The following is a 20,196-nucleotide window of genomic DNA, read 5'->3' as shown; positions in this document are numbered from 1 at the left end:
GTCGTGTAGATACCGTATACTTCTAGGGAAACACCGCACAGAGGCAAGTTTCTGATTTTTCTTCGGCTTTATAAAGTACGAAAGTCTATCCTATCAATTTTTTAATAATTTCATCCTTCGTATAAAATTGGTTTTATGATGATTTTTGGACTTATTCTATTTTTCGATAGAAGTATGGATATATCTATTTTTCGATAACGAAAAACTATGTTGTATTCTATGGCTCACAGATTGTTTATATTCACTATTCAAAAGAATAGTAGTATCCTATGACAAACCATACCATACTGATTTATAAAGGAGGAGTTTCCTATGAAACCTTATTTGAACACCGAACCCTATCGCACCCACCGCCTCAAGGTAAGCGAGCTTCACACCCTCTATGTCGAAGAGTGCGGCAATCCCGACGGTGAACCCGTCGTGTTTCTTCACGGAGGACCGGGTGGATGTATCTCCGAAAAGAGCCGACGCTTCTTTGATCCAAAGTATTACCGCATCGTCCTCTTCGACCAAAGAGGTTGCGGTAAGAGTACCCCCTTTGCCGAACTTGAGGAAAACAACATCTTCCACCTCGTGGAGGACATCGAAAAAATCCGCTCTTACCTCGGTATAGAGAGTTGGTATGTCTTTGGAGGAAGCTTCGGCTCCACCCTCGCCCTGACCTATGCCATCTCCCACCCCGAATATGTTCGTGCTCTGATTTTACGCGGGATCTTCCTCGCAAGGGAGGAAGATATCCTATGGCTCTATCAGGAAGGAGCATCCTACCTCTTTCCGGATGTATTCGAACCTTTCAGAGAGCATATCTCCAAAGACAGACAGGATGACCTCGTAGGAGCCTACTACGAGAAGCTGACCCACGACGACGAGGAAGTCCGAAGGGCGGCGGCAAAAAAATGGAGCGATTGGGAGGGAAGCATTATTACCCTACTCCCGCCCGCAACGCTCCCTAAGGAATGTACGAACTACGATATGTCGATCGCCCGACTCGAGTGCCATTATTTTGTCAACCGAATGTCTTGGGATGACGACAACTACATCCTCAACCGCATCGATCGGATCTCGAACATCAGGACCTACATCGTCCACGGCAGATACGATGTCGATTGCAGGCCCTCCGGTGCCTATGAGCTCCACAAGGCTCTACCGAACTCTGAGCTGACCTTCGTAGACGCGGCCGGACACTCTCCCTACGAGGAAGGGATGTTCGACAAACTCCTCTCCATTATGGAGGGACTCAAGAAGAAGTAGGGCCATCCCTCCTCCGGGGACTTCAGTCCCCTTTACATAGCTCCGAAAGAGGCAACTCGTCCTTTCTCAAATATGTTGGCTCACCGTTTAAAACCGATCACGGACTTCAAGAAGAAGCAGGATTGTCCTTTTTCTCCTTGGACCTGAGCAAAAACACTCCTATTGAGATAAGGAGAACGATCAAAACCCCGAAGACGATGAACTGCGAATGTGTCAACTGCTCCGCCGCCTCCATCTGTACCTCCGCCTCTCCCCGACCGCTATGCACATAGAGGGCGGCAACCGCTGTTGTATTGTTAAGAAAATGCATCAGGGATGAGGTCACTATGCTGTCGGAGCGATACAGGGCATAGTTCAGGGAGATTCCCAGAATGGTCGTCGTAAAAAACTTCACCAAACTCATATGGAAGACACCGAAAAAGATCGATGTGATGAGCACGGCGACAAAGACCCTCCTCTTCTGTCGGAAGGCGGAAAAAACATAGCCCCTGAAAAAAATCTCTTCACAAATGGCAGGAGCAAGAGCAACGACGAGAATCATCGATAGGAGCGAGCGTCCCTCAAAGATCCGATTCATCTGCTCCAAGTTCTCGTAGCTCTCCGGAAAGATGTCCTGTAGAAGAAGGCTCAACACCATAACGAGCATAAAGGTGCCCATCCACAAGAAGACAGAACCCAAAACGTGCCGAAGTTTCGGTAACTTAAGCGAAAAGGTCTTCTTGAGATCACACTTCGTATACAAGGCGAAGCCAAGGGGAAGGACGATGATACAAAGCTGGGTCAGCAGAATACCGTAAAAACCGAATTTCAGTTGGGCATAGGTGCCGACAAAGATCAGGGCCGCCAAGCCGACGACAAGCAGAAAGATCGCCTCCGCCACTGTCGGAGCCCCGCCCTTTTTCAGGTTGGAGCGTCTCTCGAACAGTCGAATAAAGTGGATGTCTTCTTCAAACATCATCTCTTCCTTGTCAAAGACCCCCGTCATAAAGCTCATCGTCAGCAGACCGTAGAGCAGGTTGCTCGCCAAGACCCCCATCATCAGCGGAAGGTGGAATTGGAACTGAAAGGCCGATTTAACGAGGAGGACGACGTTGGCGACGGGAAGAAGAGCGGTCTTCCAAGTCAGCTCCATATTGGGAATAAAACCGATATAGGAGATCAAACTGACAATGATCCCCAAAGGCATAGCATAGTTCTGTGCCTCCTTAACGCTCTTCGAAAAGAAGAAGAGGGTCAGGGAGACCGCCGTGATAAAGACGGCAAACAGGATGATACACAGCAAAACGACACTCATCACCGGGATAAACTCTGCAAGACGGAAACCCTGTGCCATATCGTTACCCGATTCGGACATCAACTTATAGAAGTAGGCTCCCATCAGAGACATAGACACAAAGTTCAGGATGACCGAGATAATCGCCATGGTCGCTACAGCAAAGAACTTCCCGTAGAGCACTTCCCTACTTGTAACAGGAAGAGAAAACAAGGTCTCCAGCGTACCCCTCTCCTTTTCGCCTACGCTTACATCTATGGCAGTGTGGATCGCTCCTCCGACCAGACCCATCACCAGGAAGAAGGGGATCAATCCTCCGAGAAGAGAACCCATCGACTGCTCTTTTGTGGAATGATCGGCAGTTTCGAAGTCCACGGAATAGAGTACAACCTCCACATCGCCTCCAAGCTGTCGTATCTTCTCCTCCCTCACTTCCTCCTGATAAGCTTCCATCAGGGATTCCGCCTTTCTCAAGGCCGTCCTTGAATTTACCACGGAAGAGATATAGTGAAACGTATATCCCTCTCCCGTTTCGTCTTCTTCGATATAGAGGTCGATGTCCTTGTCCTCCAGATCCTTCTGAGGATCCGAACTGTCCTTGAGTTCAAAATAGACGGGAGCGTCTCCCGCTACAAACTGCCCGGAAGAGGGTTCGACCTTCTTATCCTCTTCCTCTGTCTCCTCCCTTTGCAAAAAGGCGTAGAGAGGGCTACCCTTCACTTCTTCCGAAACGGCGATGTAGTAAGTTTTTTCGTCCATCGATGTGTTTACGAACATAAAGACTTGAGTCGCCAAAATCGTGATCAGGGGATAGAGGATGATCGGAATGAAGATGTTCATAAACACCGCTTTTTTGTCCCGAAAAATATCGAGCATCTCCCTCTTATACAAGGACCATATCATTTGAGATCTCATTGTACCTCCTCCTTCCTCAGATCCACCATTGAGATAAACGCATCCCTGAGGTTGGAACAGGAAGTTTTCTCACGGATCTGCTCGGGGCTGCCTTCGATCAGGACCCTCCCCTTATGGATCATAAGTACCCTGTCACAAAGATACTCCGCCTCTTCCATATAGTGGGTCGAATAGAGGATGGACTTGCCCCTTTGTTTTTCCTTCTTCATAAACTCCACGATGGTATGACTGCTTATCACATCGAGGCCCAAGGTCGGCTCATCGAAGATATAGTTGTCCGGATCGTGGAGGAGACAGCGGGAAATCGAAGTTCTCTGGAGCTGTCCGGTCGACAGTTTCTCTATCTTGTTGTCGCAGAAGGAGGACATATCCAAGAGTTCGATAACCTCCTGCATCCTCTGATCGATCAGCTTTCTGTCAAAACCGTACACTCTTCCGATAAAGACGAGGAGCTCCTTTGGAGTCATCCGTCCATAGAGTTTCGTGTTCGCCGAAAGATAACCGATCCGTCGCTTGGCTTCCTGTTCGTCTTTCGCCTCTCTTCCATCCTGATCGGTGATTACGATCTCGCCCTTCGTAGGAGTCATAATATGCCCCAGGATGCGAAGCAGGGTCGTCTTACCCGCACCGTTCGGACCCAAGATGCCAAGAACCTCTCCCCTGTCCACGGCAAGGCTCACGTCTTCCACCGCAAAGAACTCCTCCTTTGTTCGTTGAAATCGTTTGGGCTTTTTATCTCCCTTTCGTCCTATGTTTCTAACAAAGGCCTTTCCGATATTTGTACAATAAATCATTCGCCTCTCCATTCTTCTCCATACTTCTTGTAAAATGACAGAGCTTGCACCCTGCGACCATTGACGAAGTTTTATACTATTATCTATTAAAATTGTCCTGTCGTGAAGTTTGAATTCTACGATTACCCAAAATGTTTCCGACAAACATATATTCTGTTTACCCGACATTTTATACTATTATTCCTTTGCGTTATGGATATAAATATTGTGTAACGGATAGAAAATAAAACGGATTTTCATAATCACAGAATACATATATCCACACTTTTATCGGATAATAGTATTATACTATTAGAATTGACAGGTGGAATACTTTGAACTATATGATTCTCCAAATTGTTTTTCGACAATTGTACATTCTATATACCCGACATTTTAAGCGGAGAATAGCATTACTGTTTGTATCATTTATGTTGTTTCTATTTCAACCGGATTCTATAGTATCTCCACTGAGAAAAATCCAAGTTCTCTTATGCAAAAAATATCTGCCGAGATGTTTCTCCCGGCAGATACCTTATATAGCAGATATTCATACAAGAGCGGTTTCACGCTTAAAAGACTTCGATATCGGTCTAAGCTTCCTCTTTTCTCAGTCTTCTCACCCAGGAGTTGGCACCGAAGCCCAAACCGAACAGACACCAGAAGACAGGAGCTACCGAAACCACGGAATCATTGAAGAACCCTGCTCCCATATATCCGATCACCGCCAAGAAAAGTCCGATTGCAAAGACCTCCGTCTCACTGTACTCCTTGCGGAAGGCATAGAGCAGAATACTGTCTATCACATAGAGGAGCAGGAGCACCAACAGAGCCGCCAGAGCAACCAAACCTTGGTTAATCGCCACCTGGAGATACCAGTTGTGAGGCTTGTCCACCGTCATATTCGGCGTACCGTAAGCATACCACTTCGCCAAAATATCTCCCTGCGGGAAGTGAAGCATATAGGTGTCGGGACCGTAGCCCGCTATAATCGTATCCTTGAGCAGAGGAAGGGATCTCGACCAGATATAACCACGTGCCGAGCCGATCTTCTCCTTGCCTTCAAAGCCGATATAAGGGGCATCTTTCGGCGTGAATTCATAAAACTTGGGTGTATAGAAGCGAATTTCGCTCGGGTTGCTCAAGTTCAGGATCAACACATCCTGATCCAGATATTTCAGAAGAAGGACATCGACGATCTCTTCGGTTCTGTTTATTGTCCTTTTAATCTTTCCTTTTGAGTAAGAAAAATCTGCAAACCTCGTATCCGAAGTTCTATAGATCTTGTCTTCTCCCTTTTCATAAGGGAGCAATTCCATCTTTTCATCGAAGAGGTTGATATTGCCCGTCGTATTGTCGACAACGAGCATATGCTCACCCTGAAGCCTTAGGAAAAGTTGTTTTCCGTCCACCGAGATCGCACGAATGGGTACATGATCGTGATAATCAAAGTTCTGCTGTACTCCACCCGCAATCCCCAAGTCCTCCAACAAGGTCGGAATCCTCGCAAAGATAGCTCCTTGAGTCGCAATGCTGAATATCGCCACAGCGGCCAACAAGATGGTAAAGGTTGTCAAGCTGATCCTCCAATAGCGGAACAGTTGTCTGAGAAGTACGAAAAGGAAGAAGACCACCACTAAGGCAAGCCCTACGATCCCTGCCCTTGACGTACTTCCGAACAATACGAAAAGAGCACAGATTGCCAAAATCGCAGCGACAATACGCCGGAAGATCTCCTTGGAAAACAGAGCGATTACAAGGAAGAACGGAACCATCATGGCTCCGAAGCTGCCCATATAGTTGTAGTGGAACATTGTTCCATAAATCTTTTCCTTCTCAAATTGAAAACTCAGGGTCGCATTTTGGTATTCGGGAGGCAGGATGAAGCTCCTCGCTCCGGGTGTCTGTAATAGATCTTGACCGAAGAATTGACTGATCCCCATCACCGTTGTCACCAGCATCAGGAAGGACAGACTCCAAAAGATGATCTTTCTGTTCTTCTCGCTTCGGTACGAAGTGATCGCATACATAAACAGCACCGCATAGGCAAGAAGCACGATCATTCCTTCCCTTCTGTCAGGCGCACCCCAGATCGCAACTCCGGGATAAAGGGCAATCACAGTAGAAATAAGACTGAAGGCGAGGTAGACCGCGACCAAGGCAAAGGCAAATCTGAGCAGGATATCCTTCTTCGATCTGTCCTTGCGTCGAAACAGAGCCATAAAGACCAGAGACACTCCCGCCAAACCGATTACGGCAAGTGATTTGTAGTAGGAGAAGAAGTCATAGACAACTCCGGCCGACGACCAATAAGCATCGATCTCCGGCTCCAGAGGAAGCACCTTCAAAAAGACAATCAGCGGAACGATCGACAGCACAAGTGCGATCGGAAGCAATCCCACCCAGTTGGCACTGCCCATAAGAAACTGCTTGACGGCATAAGATTGCTGCTTGGGTTTTTCTCCCTCGCTCTTCTTCTGTTGCTCCTTATCCCTCTCCCGCTTCGACTTCTTCTTACCTTGATCCTTCTCCTCAGTTTCTTCTATCGAAGGTACGGGGACCGCTTCAGCATCCCCTGTCGGAGAAGATGTCTCATCCTTGGTCAGAGAAACCGTCCCCTTTTCTTCCACCGGAGAATCCGCCTTGACATCCTCCTTCACCGAAAGATCTTCCTTGACCTCTTCTGTCAATGTCGAAGAAACTTCTTGGGCTCCTTCTGAGGGAAGAAGCGTCTCGGTCTCGTCCTTTTCCAAGGAAACGGGATTTTCGGGTTTATCCAAGAAGACCTTTTCGGGTTCGTTCGCAACATCAACCGCTTCTTTTGAAGGTTCTTCGTTGAAGGTTGCAACCTCCGTATTTTCTGTCTGTTCCGCTCCCGAAACGAGACCGGGCTGCTCCGAACCTTTCTTGTTTTTATTCTTTGAAACTCGTTTTGATTTTTTCATAACTCTCCCTTCTACATTGAAGATCCTGTCAAGTAGATTTGATTGAAGTGGATCTTCGATGTTTCATATGCCTTTATCAGTTCTTGGATCTGAACATCCATCTGTTCCAGCTCCATCTTCTTCTTCTCCAGACTAAAGGAAGAGACCTTGCCTGCAACGAGCTTGATCTTTTCATTCTCAAGTTCTTCGACCTTTATCTCCCTCTGCTGTTGCAATAATTCTATCTTCTCCTGCAAGAGTTTGAGACTTTGGTACTCCCTTGCCACTCCAGAGCGAATGTCCTCCTTCAACTTGAGAATCTCCGTCTGATCGATGTAGACATCCGCCTGTCGGATCGCCCTGCTTCCCTCATACAGATTCCTGTCCAAAATCAATTTTTGCAGGCTGACCCCGTGTTCCTTCGCGGCAACCTGCATATTTGCGGAAGAAGCCTGCATTCCCTTCAGTTTGATCTCCTCTTCCTTCAGATTGAGAGGTTTGAAACTGTAGGGGATTTCAACGATGGAATATTCATTTAAGTCCTTCAAATTCAGGTACTTATTTAATTCTAACAAATGTTTGTTCAAAGTCAAATACTTTTGCGTTTTATTTTTCTGCATCTCTTGTAGAGAGTTATTCAAAGCATTGTAGTCGTATTTGCTGATCAAGCCCCTCTCCTTCTTGACATCGGCAATGGCGATCTCCTTCTTGAGCATCCCGATCTCCTTATCATGGAGTTTGATCTCCTCGTGGACGGTATCGATCTCATTGAAGAGGTTGCGAATGGCAAACTCGAGAACCACCTTGGTATAACGAACCTGCTTCTCATAGAAGTCCTTCTCCAATACCGATTTTTCCAAACCGAAAGATACCTTGTCGATCATCTGATCATATTCCGGGTTCTGGTTGATGGTATCCGTCAGGATTCTTCCTTGAAAATCCAACTCTTCATTCGAAGTTTCCTGCTTGGATATCTGTTTTTCTGTCCTCTTTATCTCCAAACTGTTCTTTACAGCAAGTTCGACCGCCTTTTCATAGGTGAGGAGCTTGGCTTCCTTCTTTTCCGTATGATTTGCATAAGATGCTGTGGTACAAACCATTGCCAAACTTAGAACTATAGGGATTATTTTTTTTATCATCATGCTACCTCCTTAAGTTATTGGGCTCCGTTCTTCTAATCTGTTGAGCCTCCATCATTTGAAAAATGAGCGATAAGAAGATCGGCGCCAAACTGTATTATAAGCATAGTATAATAATACCACAAAAAAATTAAGAAATCTTTGCAAATCGGTAAAAAAAACAAAAAATCAAAGGCCGAAAGAATGACTCTCTCGACCTCTGATCCTTATCCTTCCATCTTTATTGTATGAAAGATCATATTTTTAGTGCATGACGATAACCTGCTTGGTTGCAGGAACCCAAACATAACCGGTTCCTCTTTCCAAACCGAAGGCATCTCCCAAAGAGCTCAGCGGTAAGAACAGGCTTCCTTTTACGTTTTGGCTCGCCGTATTCATCTTGATGTCTACACCGTTTTTGTTCAAGGTTTTTCCGTTGGATTTTACCTTAACTACGGTATCTCCCTTTGTAAAGGTCGCTGTCTTGCTTGCGCTGTCCCAAGCTACCTGTACTCCAATGGTCTCTGCCACGACTCTCATCGGCAACATGGTGTAACCGTCCTTTGTATAGACGGCAGAGGTCATTTGTTTTTCCGCATCTCCTACCATATATTTATTGGAACCCAAAGTAAAGACCGTTTTTGTCTGTACCTGCGGAACAGGCTGGGGTTGAGGTTGAGGCTGCGGTACCGGCGTCGGTACAACAGGAGCTGCACCTATTGTAAAGAAATCTTCTTTTGCAATCGGTTCCATTCCATATTCTTTTCCATCCGCCAAAATCACGCTGTCCAATTCTTTGGAAGGTTTGACCGCCTTGAAGAAGACCACCTTATAGTTTCCGTTCGGAATCGTTCTTTGAGTTGTCACCTTCAGAGCCGAAATGGTAATCTTACCCATATCGGAACCGCTGGAAGCTCTATTCAAAGTGAATTGAACGACATCTTCATCCTTACCGAGTTTTGCATCTTTCACCGTTACTTTTTCCGCATCGACCTTTACATCTTTACCGAAAAGTACCTTATCGAATTTTCCTCCGGCAACTTTGATTCCATAGATCTCGGAAGATTCCAAAGCTTTGGTCTTCTTCTCTTCAATCACAATCTTACCTACCTCTTCATTGACAACTCCTCCGGAAATATTCTTTTTATCTACGCTAAGACCTACTCGCGGAGAAACTTTGACCAACTCGGTTTTGAGGTCTGCATTTCTAAGCTTTGCTTCCAAAACAACGACATCCGCATCTTCATCCGGTGTCACCTTAAGATCCAGCTTCATCGTGCCACCCTGATCGTTGGTACGGAAGGAGAAATCGTCTACGGGATTGCCCTTCTTATCTTGGATCTTAGCCTTATCCGCTACTTCTTTTGCATCTTTTGCTTCTCCCTTGACAGTTCCGCCTACCACTTTGAAATCCACATAAGAGGTCTGAGGAAGTCTTCCACCCGTAGATTTTAAAACTACAGTAACAGGAATTTCCTTACTTCCTGCAAATTCCGTCTTTACTCCGTTTTGTACTTCAAGCACAGGCTTATACTCTTCCACCTTTCCAACTACCAGTTTTGCACTGTTGGAAGGTGCCTTGATCTCAAGTTCTATCGTATCTTGAGATGCGCTGTCATCGATATCTACAAAGGGTTTTACAATTACAGCCTTATTGGCGGTCGCTCTTAAAACAAGTTTTCTTCCCTCTACACTTACAACCGTCGCCTCACTTACACGCTCCGCCTTCTTCATCTCGGTGGAATCCCACTCCACTCCGCTCGGAAGCGTCAAAGTGACTTCTTCACCGGATTTCAAAGAAACCATAAAGTGAGCAAGTTCTGTATCTCTCTGGTAACCCACGCTGGGAACCTTATTCAAGACCTTTGCAAAAGAAGCATCTTCTTCCGTCATTACAGCAAATACTTTAGTATCTTTTCCAAGTCCTACCGTGTTTGCATCTACGGTAAGTTTTTTCTCGCCAAGGCCGTCGACATCTACGATCCCGCTTATGTTAATCTTATCTCCGCCTTTAACAAGGGCGATGTCATCTTCAGCTAACGTAATTACAATACTCTTCTCCGTAACCACGAGTTGGGGTTTCAAGTCTTTTGCACCCAAAGTAGCCTTTACATCAGCTGAAAGAAACATTCCTTCTTCCAAGGATACCGTCATTGCTCCCGGTTGAAGAATATCCGCACTGTTTGCATTGAGCACCACTTGGAACGGCATATTTGTGTCTTGTTTTGCCGTTCTTGAGCTCACATTGATCTCGGCTCCAAATACCGTTGTAGGAACCATGGCCAAAACCAACAGAGCTGCTGCCGCTTTTCCTGCATACCTTCTCATAAGTAACTCCCTCTCTTTTCTTTAAATTTTTTATTTTATACTTTTTTGTGCATCCTACCCTCTATTGAATTGATCAACCACACGGCTTGAATCCTATCACCACTCAAACCGCTTCAGCAATTATACTTTGCTTCCATGATACTCCAATCGGAGAATAGCATTAACAAAAAAGCATATTACCGAACCAAAATTGGTTTTCTGTCTCTTTAACCAACATTATACCATTAAAAGACAGAATTGCTCAACAAAATTTTACTCTACAATCTTGAATTGTATCATCAGGCTTTTCTTGGTTCCGTCTTCTTTTTGATAGAAAAACTTTGCAATGCACTTGGATTCCTTTGAACTGTGAGATACCTCCTCAAAGTGAAGTCCTCCTGTCAAAGTATCTTCCTTGTTATTCATAAAGTTATACAGAGGCACACCGACCTCATTCACAGTTGCCCGATACTCCTTTCCATTCAAAGAAAGTATGGTCTCTGTCGGAAGTAAATTAACTCCGTCACTATACTTGCTCACGTTTTCAAGTTGAAGATCGAGGTAGAGATCCCTTCCTCCGTTCACAAAACCGCCTTCTCTGATATTGATACGGATGTTTTCATCCATATTGTACTGAGGAAGAAGAGCATAGTTCTTGTTCACGCCGGTATCGATAGCTTGCTTCTGCAAAGAAGTTTTGTAGTCATCAAGCTCCTTCTTCAGTTCTCCGTTTTCCTTTTCCAGTTCAGCCACCCTCTTCTCCAAGGCTCTAATCTTATCATTTGAAGTAATGTAAGGGCAAGAGAGTTTCTCCACCTCAGGCCTTGGCGGAGCGGTGATGCTGATGACCTGACCCTTTTCGTCATATTGTACCTTCATATTGAGGGCTTCAGCGACAAAACGTATGGGAACATAGGCCCTCTTATCATACTCCAGGGTCTGATACTCCTCTCCCATGGGTCTAACATCTCCGTTAAACGAGTAAACATACGGTTTTGACATTACATCATACACAGGCCCGGTCTTTCTTGCCTCTGCCATAACCATAGGTGTAACAGCAAAGAAAAGCAGCAAGCCTACCGATATTATTTTTCGTTTCATCACCCACCTCCTATAAATCAAAACTTCCAAACAATTCTCCCAAGGTGCGGCTTTGGAAAATACACCGTGGAGAGCCCCTATATCAATCCTTTCTCTTTCGGGGCATTCAAAAATTTTTTTGATGCAGATCCCTGTTCTCTATCCCCGTCTTTCAAAGCTTTATCGCATAACATAGCCCTTGTTTGCAAATAAGGACGAAAACCATTTTTGCACTTTCAGAAGGGATATTAGTTCAAGCAGAGAATAACATACCTATACGCAAACCAAGACCTGCCATTACAGCACATTGATATTCCTATAAACTCAAACCATGTTAGGAACACTTTTACATTATAACGAAGATGCTGAGTAAGGAGAAATATCAGTATGTCACTGCACTGATATATCCCGCTTTTATTATACTACATTTTACAACCCGTTCTCCTCTTTGAAGCTAACTGTAATCAAATCGTAAGTATTCCTCCACATTTTTTTAACAGTATCATTAAGCTATTTACCGAAATGCCTAAACTGCATTCAAAGGTAATTAATACTATTCTCCAATAGAAGTGTGGTTATATTTATTTTATGATCACAAAAATCTGTTTTGTCTCCTGTTGAATACAGGTTACTGATATCTATAACTCAAATGACTAATAGCATAAAGAATACTCATACTATTCTCCAATAGAAGTATGGATATATCCGTTTTTTTCAACCTGCGAAAAATCTCTTTATCTTCTATGGTCACAGATTGTTTATATCCATAACTCAAAGGAAGAATAGTATCACACATATATTTGTTAATTTAAACAGAGAATAGTATCAGAGTATTCAAGCTGTCAATTCAATGTGTAATTACATCGGATAATACAACAGGTAATAAGTAATAAATAAAAAAGAGGAAACATTTCTGTTTCCCCTTTTTTATTTATGATTTTTGATACTTACTTAACTTCTTCAGCTTTTACTTCCTCTGCTTTTACTTCTTCAGCTGCAGCAGGCATAGCCTTAGGATAGATTGTTACTTCTTTAGAAGTTTTGTTGTAGAGGTAGTCATAATCTCTTGTCAATCCAAAAGCATCTCCTACAGAAGATACAGGGATGAACATTCTGTCAGCTTTAACAGTAGCCTTTGTTACCATCGGATAAGAGTTACCGTTTTTGTAAAGCATTTTAGCATCTTGAGTTACAGATACTACGATATCTCCATCGATGAAGGTAGCTGTCAAGTTTTCTTGGTTCCATACAACGTCTACTCCAAGAGCATCAGCGATAGCTCTTACAGGAAGCATTGTGTAGTTGTCTTGTGTGAATACAGGAGTATCAAGTTTCATAGCTTGTCCGTCTACTGTATAGTCAGCAGAACCAAGTGTAAAGATTGTAGTTTTCTTAACTTTGCTCATCTTGTCAACAACTTTGATGAACTCATCAGAGTTGATGGTATCCAATAGAGCATGCTTGTTGCTTGTCAAAGCATATTTGCTTCCACGCTTCATTGCAGGATCGCTTACAAACTCACCTACATGAACAAATGTCAATTTGTGTGTTCCGAAGGGGAATGCACGTGTAGATACAACTTCTACATCTTTCAATGTGATCTTTCCGGGTGCATCTGTCTTAGATCTTGTTGCAACTGTGAAGTACAATGTTTGGTCAGCTTTGTCCAAAGTATAAGACTTAACTGTCAATCCTTCAGCTTCGATTTTACCTTTAACATCAAATTTAACTTCATCAGCAAATTTCAATCCTGTCAAAGTAACTCCGAACACTGTTCCGTTCTTCATTGCTCCGCCTTGTGTTTCAGTGATCACGATGTCAGCTACTGCAACTTTAGAGTCTCCACCAAGAACCTCTTTAGTTTCAACTTTCATTTCAGCAACCGGCTTAACTTTAAGGATTACTAGAGAAAGATCATCCATTCCTCTACCTTTAGCTTTAAGAACTACATCTCCGCTTGCATCCCAGTCAGGAGCAACTTCCAATTTAACTGTGAAGTTGTTTGCTCCCCCTTGAGGAGAGTTCCATGTAAAGTTGTCGCCGAAATCACCAACAGCATCTCCTTCAAAGTTTGTTGCGCTAAGAACTTTAACATCAGCGCCTTCAACTTCGAAATCCATTACTTTAGGAAGGTAATCTCTGTCAGAAGTCTTAACTTTAACATCAACTTTGTAAGTATCTCCGTTAGCAAGTTTCTCTTGAAGAGCTTTTACCAATTCCATAGTAACGCCGTAGTCAACATACTCAGCTACCTTGATTGTATCTGTTGCAGAACCTTTTTTAACATCAAATTCTACATCGCCTTTTCCTGCATCTCTTGTTACAGTAAGAACTGCTTGAACAACAGCTTTTGTGCTTGTCAAGTTAAATTTCATTGTTCCTTTGTCATGATCAAACACAGGAGTCGTTCCGTTTGTTACTCTTGTTCCTGCTTCAAATTTGAAGTCTGTGGAAGGAAGTTTAACAATAACTTCTTCTCCAACTTTACCGGTTACTTCAAAAGGAGCAACATCTTGTCCTTTACCTCTTGCAATTTTCTTAACTGTTCCTGTTACTTTTGTAAATCCGCCATCTTTGTCATTCAATTTAGCAAATACTCTTTCAGGGTATGTCGGAAGACCAACACCGCTCAAATCGTAGATGATTTTGTATTCGCCGTCAACCGCATTTTTGAATCTAACTGTTCCGTTGATTTTCAAAACTTGTCCGGCTGCATTTCCGGGTGCCAATTCAGCTTTAGTCAAGTTTGCAACTTCGTAGATAGAGTTTGTAGCAGGTGTAATTGCTGTTGCACTTGTTACACCGATGTTCAATGTCTCGAACACTACATCATCTCCTACCAATTGAACTGCTACAGAACCGTCTTTCAAACCGATGATGTCATTTTCTTCGATTTTGAAAGTTGCAGAGAATGTAGCCGTTCCTTCGCTGTCGTCAACAGAAACAACACTGCTGTACTTAGCTTCAACAGCGAACGCACTAGCAGGTACCAATGTAAGCATCATCAATACCGCTACCAATAAAGAAAGTCTCTTCTTCATTTCTTGTTTCCTCCTTAAAAATTATTATAGTTTTTGAAGGCTTAGGGGCCCCCTCCCTTGTATTCAGTGTATCACCGAATTAACATAGAAGGATTATAGCATTGCACTTTTTTACCGTCAACGTTTTTTCCCCGATGTAATAAAACTGTAATGAACACTGAACCTTATTCAATCCCACAGTAGAAGCAGGTTGCAAAATGATGGCGAATTCGAACCGCCCTTCCTGTTGTCATGAATCGAATTTAATAAGGAAACCGAACGTACGCCGCCATCCTGACAGGAACAGATGTCCCTGTTCATGATTTCGCCGAATTTAAGAAAGCAAATCATATATCTTATAATCATATATGATTTTGCGCCTTCCACCTGACGGTTATCGGTCAAATCATATTGATTACTTATTTACTTTCGTTTTTCCTAGTTAAATTCTATTACTATATTACCCTATTTTGTAAAAAATGTCTATTACAAATTTGTTTCATTTTGACTTTTTTCCTGTAAGATACTCGGTTTGGGTTTCTCGCTAACTTTAAGATGCGGTCTAAGTCCACCTATGTAGTGCACGATAATTGATTTTTGCGATATTATATACCATATGTTGTATAATACTATTATCTGTTAGGATGAACCGACGGACTACTTGAAAGCATATCGTCTTTATGAAGGGTTTTTCGGCAAGGAGATATGTTTCATACCCGGCATTTCATACTATTATTTATTTGAATTATGGATATCAGCGTTCTATAACTCCGTGGAAGATACACAAATTTTCGTGTTCGCAAAATAGCTATAACCACACTTCTATTGGAGAATAGTATCAAACGGAACACAGTATACATATCCTTCATGTGTTGACAACAACAAAAAAAGACGATACTTCTCCATTTGAAAATATCGCCCTCTATCTTCCTTTATGTTTTCAACAAAAATACGTATTGCTGCACGAATGGCACCTAATTCCACTTGTACGAATGATGAGATCCTCCTCTTTTCTCTCTTTGGTATTTTGACAAGCCCGGGGGTACAACTCCTTCTTTGTACGGTATTTTTTAAGGAGATATCTTACCTCCGGCCTCTCCCGGTCTGTCCCGAACGATAAGAGAGTTCGCTTACCACCTTGCCGCTACATATCGTCATCATATTCATAGGAAGACCCCCGTCGTATTCTACGACGATAAGGTCGGCACAGCTTCCTTTCGCAATACTCCCCTTACCTTTAAGCCCAAGAGCCTTTGCGGGATTGTAGCTCACCATCCGGACCGTTTCGACAAGTCCGATCTCTTGTGCCATCATAAATACGGATTCCAACAAGTCTTCCGGGCTGTGTGAGGCGGTGAGGATATTGAAACTGCCTTTGGCAACTCCCGAGGAATAGTTTAAGATCTTATCGAGATCCCAGAGATTAGATGCATCGATGGTGGCATACTTATGATTCTTTTGAACATAATCCAAGGCCTCCGGCTCGACCGGATCCAAAATGATGGAAATCTTGGAACTGTATTTTTTCTCCATGCTCTCAGAGAGCCTGTACTTGGTGGTCGCAACAGGTATTCTCGCCGAGGCCGCATATTTGAAACGATAAGCTATTTCTTCCTGATTTATTTCAAAGCGACGTTCTTTGATCCTCTCCAAAATGGCCCAAGCCAATCTGTCCTTGATATCAAACTTCTCCTTGAGATATTCCAAGAAGTACTCGTCCTTAAAATACTCCTGTTCTCCTCTTACACTGCCCATATAAGTGATGAGGTCGACCAATCCGTTAGAGATCAAGTGTTTCATAAATTCGATATTGCGAATATCGCCGATTCTGAACTTAAGGTGGATCTTATGTTCCACGAGGTGTTTTTCTTCTTTATAGATACGTAGTTTATTCAGTCGTTCAACCGCCTGTTCCCCATCATAGCCTCTGAGAAATTCTTCGATGTCGATGCTGTGATAGACTGTTGTGATGCCCGACAATGCACTTGCTCGATCTACACGGTTGAATTGTCTAAGCATCGGATATTGACTAAAATAGCGTTCGGCCTCTCCAAGGTCAAAGTTCCGGCTTTGAATATTGATCATTCCCGGCATAACGAACTTTCCGGTACAGTCGAGAAATTCCCCTTCAGGTCTATCCCCGATCCGAACTTCTTTGATATGCTCCCCCTCTATCTCGATAGTTCCTTCGGCTACACTGTCCTTCAAAACAATATAGTTGCTATACAGTCTCATTTTTTCACCTCGCCCTTAATCGTTTACCTTACCCCCGGCGATGAGATACAATCGTTTCCTTGTGCCTTGCATCTCTTTTCACAGCTCTTTTTATTATAGCATAATTACTTCCTTAAGTGTCGGTTATTTTTTGTTTTTTCATACTTGTTTAAAAAGGTTTGGTTTCCTTCCTTGAGCCCAAGCGACTTTCGTTCTGAAAATCACTGTTTTCTCTCCGCCTCAAAGAGGTTCATTCCCACCCCATTCAAAAAGCGGAGAAGTCGCCTTATGACAGCTTCTCCGCTTTTACATCTATCAAAAATAAGGAGGACTTATTTTTGATTCCATTCCAACATATCGATCAACTTCATATCTTTCTCATTTGTCGACATAATCTTATTCTCGGAGATGGAGTACACCACATCACCGATATAGAGCAGCCTTTGAATACGGTTGCGATAATCGTGTTCAAATCTCTGATCCTCTTTGTTGTGTGTTACCATTCCCTTCAATTTCAAGCGGTGTCCCTGATCTATCTGATACAGGTAGGCTCCGTCGAAGACCTGTCTTTGTTCCATCCATCCTCCGTAAGAGTCCTTTCTCGGGATCTCGTCAGTCAATACAACAGGAAAACCGAAGTACTTTTTGTCCGGATGATACATAAGAGCCTTGTGGTCATATTCCAAAGGAGTATAGGAACCGCCTTTGCCAAGTACTACATTGCTCAATTCTTTGGGGTTTGCTACATCTCTCACATCGAACATAGAAATCTTAACTCCGGCATTTCGAACATTTTCGCCCGTTACTTTAACATCGTGACCGAAACCGAGGACGTGGGTGTCATCGACCGGATGCAGATAGTTGCTATATCCCGGTATCTTCAAATATCCAAGCACTTTCGGGGCAGATGCGTTCTTCATATCGATGACAAAGAAGGGATCGACCTGTTTAAAGGTTACCAGATAGAGTTTTTCTCCCATAAAGCGTACCGAGTAGATTCTCTCTCCTTTTGCCAGTCCCGACAGAGTACCCAGTCTGTTCATACTTTTATCGAAGGTCTCTACGGAAGTTTCTCCGATCATACCGTTTGTATAGGCAACCCTCAAAACTCCCCTGTATTCATCCATCGCAAATTGGTTAATCAAGGTCCCGCTTATCTTGTTTTCTCCGACATAAGAAATATTGCTTCCTTTTATGTCGAAACGCTTAATCACCGTTTTAATTCCCGTATCCTCGACGATCGGTTGAACGGCAACTTCCGTCGATATCTTTTCTTTCAAACCTTCCGCCGTATCTTCGGTTACAACTTCAACTTCAGGATTAGGCTCGTCAAATCCCAACGGGACCCACGGATGCCAAGGATACACCTCATAGGATACCGCCATGGTATTTTTTGACATATAGAGGGTTTGTGCATCTCCTACATAAGCAATCTGCTTGGCGGGAGTTTTCGAATCTGTGGGAAAACTGCTTATCGTTACGATTGAACGACTTTGATATCCCGGGAAAATCATGATCTTATTGAGAGCGATCACGGAAGAGGTCTCTTTCTTTCCTTCCATACTCTCTCTCAGGACCGGTATCATAGGCTCGATCTGACCGGAATACATATGAGTTTGCGTGACAATCCTCAAGGTATCCCCGTCTTTTCTCGAAGTGATATACGCTCCGTCTTGCGTTGTTTCGCGAATTTTCTTGGGAGATGCCGGCTTACTCAAGTCATAGACATAGACTGTAGTTCTCGCCTTCGAGTCTCCTCTGTAATCGGACAGGATGACACTGAGTTTCTTATTGGAGACGTAGAGTTCCAAGGGCAGCAGCCCTTCAGGAAACTCAATACTCTTCTCTTCTTTGAGAACTCCCTTGGTCGCCTTTACGATTCGGACCTTCTGTTCAAAGATGGAATAGATCCTTTCTCCGTCCGTCTTTATCATATCGGCTTCATCGACACCTTTTACCTGTGTGTTGGTCGTACTGAAATCCGCTCCGCCGGCATCCGCGGAATTTACAGCCTCCTTTGTTACCATCGCCCCTCTTTGAAGCTCCTGCCTCTCGACACCCGGACCGTAATCTCTTGCCATGGGTGCGGGGGAATACGTTTGTTCAAGTGCCTTCGACAAATGTTTCAAGTTCTGTTTGTCGTTCAGGTGAACGATCTCACCGGTATTTTCTATCTCGTATTCCTTGGGGTTCAAATTGATTTTCATATTGATTTCTTCTCTGTTTTTGTACAGAGGAAGAATCAAATATTCTTTCTTCTTATTGTTGTTGACGATGTAAGGTACTCGTTTTCCGTTTTTATCAGTGATAACGATCTTGGAATGGATGTTGTCAATATCATTCTTTGTTGTCAACTTCATCGTCTCATAGACATTCAAGTCCTGTGTGTTCGACGGGTTTTTCGTACCGTTTTTGTTCTGCGCAAAGACAGTCGTTACAAGCACAACCATAATCAGCAGGCTGGTAAGTACAACTCTTATGGCTTTACGTTTCATCGTTCTCCCTCCTAAACTCGTCTTTTTTACTTAGGGCAATACCTCAACCTTCAACAAAACAACCTGAAATCCGTTTTGCAGACAAAAATCTCAAATGCTTTTGCTTGACAAAGGTTCAATGTTTTCTAAAGGATGGAGGGTCTTTCCCGTTTGTAAGTATGTTTGCCTAAAAACTCAGGGAAGCTGCTCAGGCGGACCTTCCTTTTCTGATTTTCTATCACATGATACAATCCACCATTATAATCATAATATCACACTTGTTTTTCGCTTTGATTTCAAAAAGGAAACAATTAAATGACAATATGGAAACAAGCTATAAAAAAGGCTTTGAAGCTGACCTGATCTTTGCCCCCACATTCGCCTGCCGGAAGGTTCGCTTGATATCATCTCACTACTTTCTTCTCTCGACTCTTTTGTCGGCAGGGCTTACTCCTAGAACGCACCATGCTCATCTGCTCCCTGTTGAGTAGACTTACGTGGATCCCTTCGCCTGCGTCTGGCATGGATTTTCAATCACAGACCTTCAAAGCCATCTCCAGTGTAACAGAGATGAGAGGTCTTGTCTATGATTTCATCGACACGGATACGTTTGCATCTGTCACACATCTCACACAGAGAGCAAAACTTCCGTAAAAATCAGGAATCGAAAGCCTGTTCGTGCCGAATCCGTATCCTTTTGAAAGTAAGGCTCATTCCCACCCGTGTGCCGGTACATCGGCATGTTGAAATTCATAGTAATTCTGACAGCAATATAGATTGTTTTGACTTATAACAAAGGTGTAATACAGCTAAATATCAATATATCCGTATAGCATAGAAAGCCCGA

At 43.4% G+C, this 20,196-nt stretch carries 10 protein-coding genes; 1 reads left to right on the top strand and 9 read right to left on the bottom strand.

Features of this window, described 5'->3' with window-relative positions; genetic code table 11:
* The first annotated feature begins 312 nt into the window (after window positions 1-312).
* Window positions 313-1,251: a prolyl aminopeptidase gene (pip, locus tag ACFO4R_RS01920; protein WP_379787293.1), complete on the top strand. Its 939-nt coding sequence runs from the start codon at window positions 313-315 to the stop codon at window positions 1,249-1,251.
* Window positions 1,252-1,357: 106 nt separating this feature from the next.
* On the opposite strand, the gene ACFO4R_RS01915 is transcribed toward pip, so the two are convergent.
* The 9 genes from ACFO4R_RS01915 to ACFO4R_RS01875 form a co-directional block, all read right to left on the bottom strand.
* Complete coding sequence (locus ACFO4R_RS01915) at window positions 1,358-3,439, bottom strand: ABC transporter permease subunit/CPBP intramembrane protease (RefSeq protein WP_379787292.1); 2,082 nt, start codon at window positions 3,437-3,439, stop codon at window positions 1,358-1,360.
* Window positions 3,436-4,233, bottom strand: a complete 798-nt coding sequence (locus ACFO4R_RS01910; RefSeq protein ID WP_379787291.1) for an ABC transporter ATP-binding protein — start codon at window positions 4,231-4,233, stop codon at window positions 3,436-3,438. The genes ACFO4R_RS01915 and ACFO4R_RS01910 overlap by 4 nt, the downstream gene beginning before the upstream one ends.
* Before the next feature lie 572 nt (window positions 4,234-4,805).
* Window positions 4,806-7,157 carry an O-antigen ligase family protein gene (locus ACFO4R_RS01905; RefSeq protein WP_379787290.1) on the bottom strand — a complete coding sequence of 784 codons (2,352 nt, stop codon included), beginning with the start codon at window positions 7,155-7,157 and terminating at the stop codon, window positions 4,806-4,808.
* 11 nt (window positions 7,158-7,168) lie between these two features.
* Window positions 7,169-8,275, bottom strand: coding sequence for a TolC family protein (locus ACFO4R_RS01900; protein WP_379787289.1), 1,107 nt, complete (start codon window positions 8,273-8,275; stop codon window positions 7,169-7,171).
* A gap of 243 nt (window positions 8,276-8,518) precedes the next feature.
* Window positions 8,519-10,582: a copper amine oxidase N-terminal domain-containing protein gene (locus ACFO4R_RS01895; protein ID WP_379787288.1), complete on the bottom strand. Its 2,064-nt coding sequence runs from the start codon at window positions 10,580-10,582 to the stop codon at window positions 8,519-8,521.
* A gap of 252 nt (window positions 10,583-10,834) precedes the next feature.
* On the bottom strand, window positions 10,835-11,662 hold the full coding sequence (locus ACFO4R_RS01890) for a stalk domain-containing protein (RefSeq protein ID WP_379787287.1): 828 nt from the start codon (window positions 11,660-11,662) through the stop codon (window positions 10,835-10,837).
* Window positions 11,663-12,588: 926 nt separating this feature from the next.
* The gene (locus ACFO4R_RS01885; RefSeq protein ID WP_379787286.1) at window positions 12,589-14,682 is read right to left on the bottom strand and encodes a copper amine oxidase N-terminal domain-containing protein; all 2,094 of its coding nucleotides are present in this window, start codon (window positions 14,680-14,682) and stop codon (window positions 12,589-12,591) included.
* Between the two features lie 1,062 nt (window positions 14,683-15,744).
* Window positions 15,745-16,896 carry an amidohydrolase family protein gene (locus ACFO4R_RS01880; protein ID WP_379787285.1) on the bottom strand — a complete coding sequence of 384 codons (1,152 nt, stop codon included), beginning with the start codon at window positions 16,894-16,896 and terminating at the stop codon, window positions 15,745-15,747.
* A gap of 311 nt (window positions 16,897-17,207) precedes the next feature.
* Entirely contained in the window at window positions 17,208-19,370 is a 2,163-nt protein-coding gene (locus ACFO4R_RS01875) for a beta-propeller domain-containing protein (RefSeq protein WP_379787284.1), read from the bottom strand.
* Between the last annotated feature and the right edge of the window lie 826 nt (window positions 19,371-20,196).

Origin of the sequence: Filifactor villosus (assembly GCF_042652965.1) — a bacterium.
GTDB lineage: Bacteria > Bacillota > Clostridia > Peptostreptococcales > Filifactoraceae > Filifactor > Filifactor villosus.
Note: the sequence above shows the minus strand (reverse complement) of the source record. Positions and strands in the feature narration are given on the sequence as shown.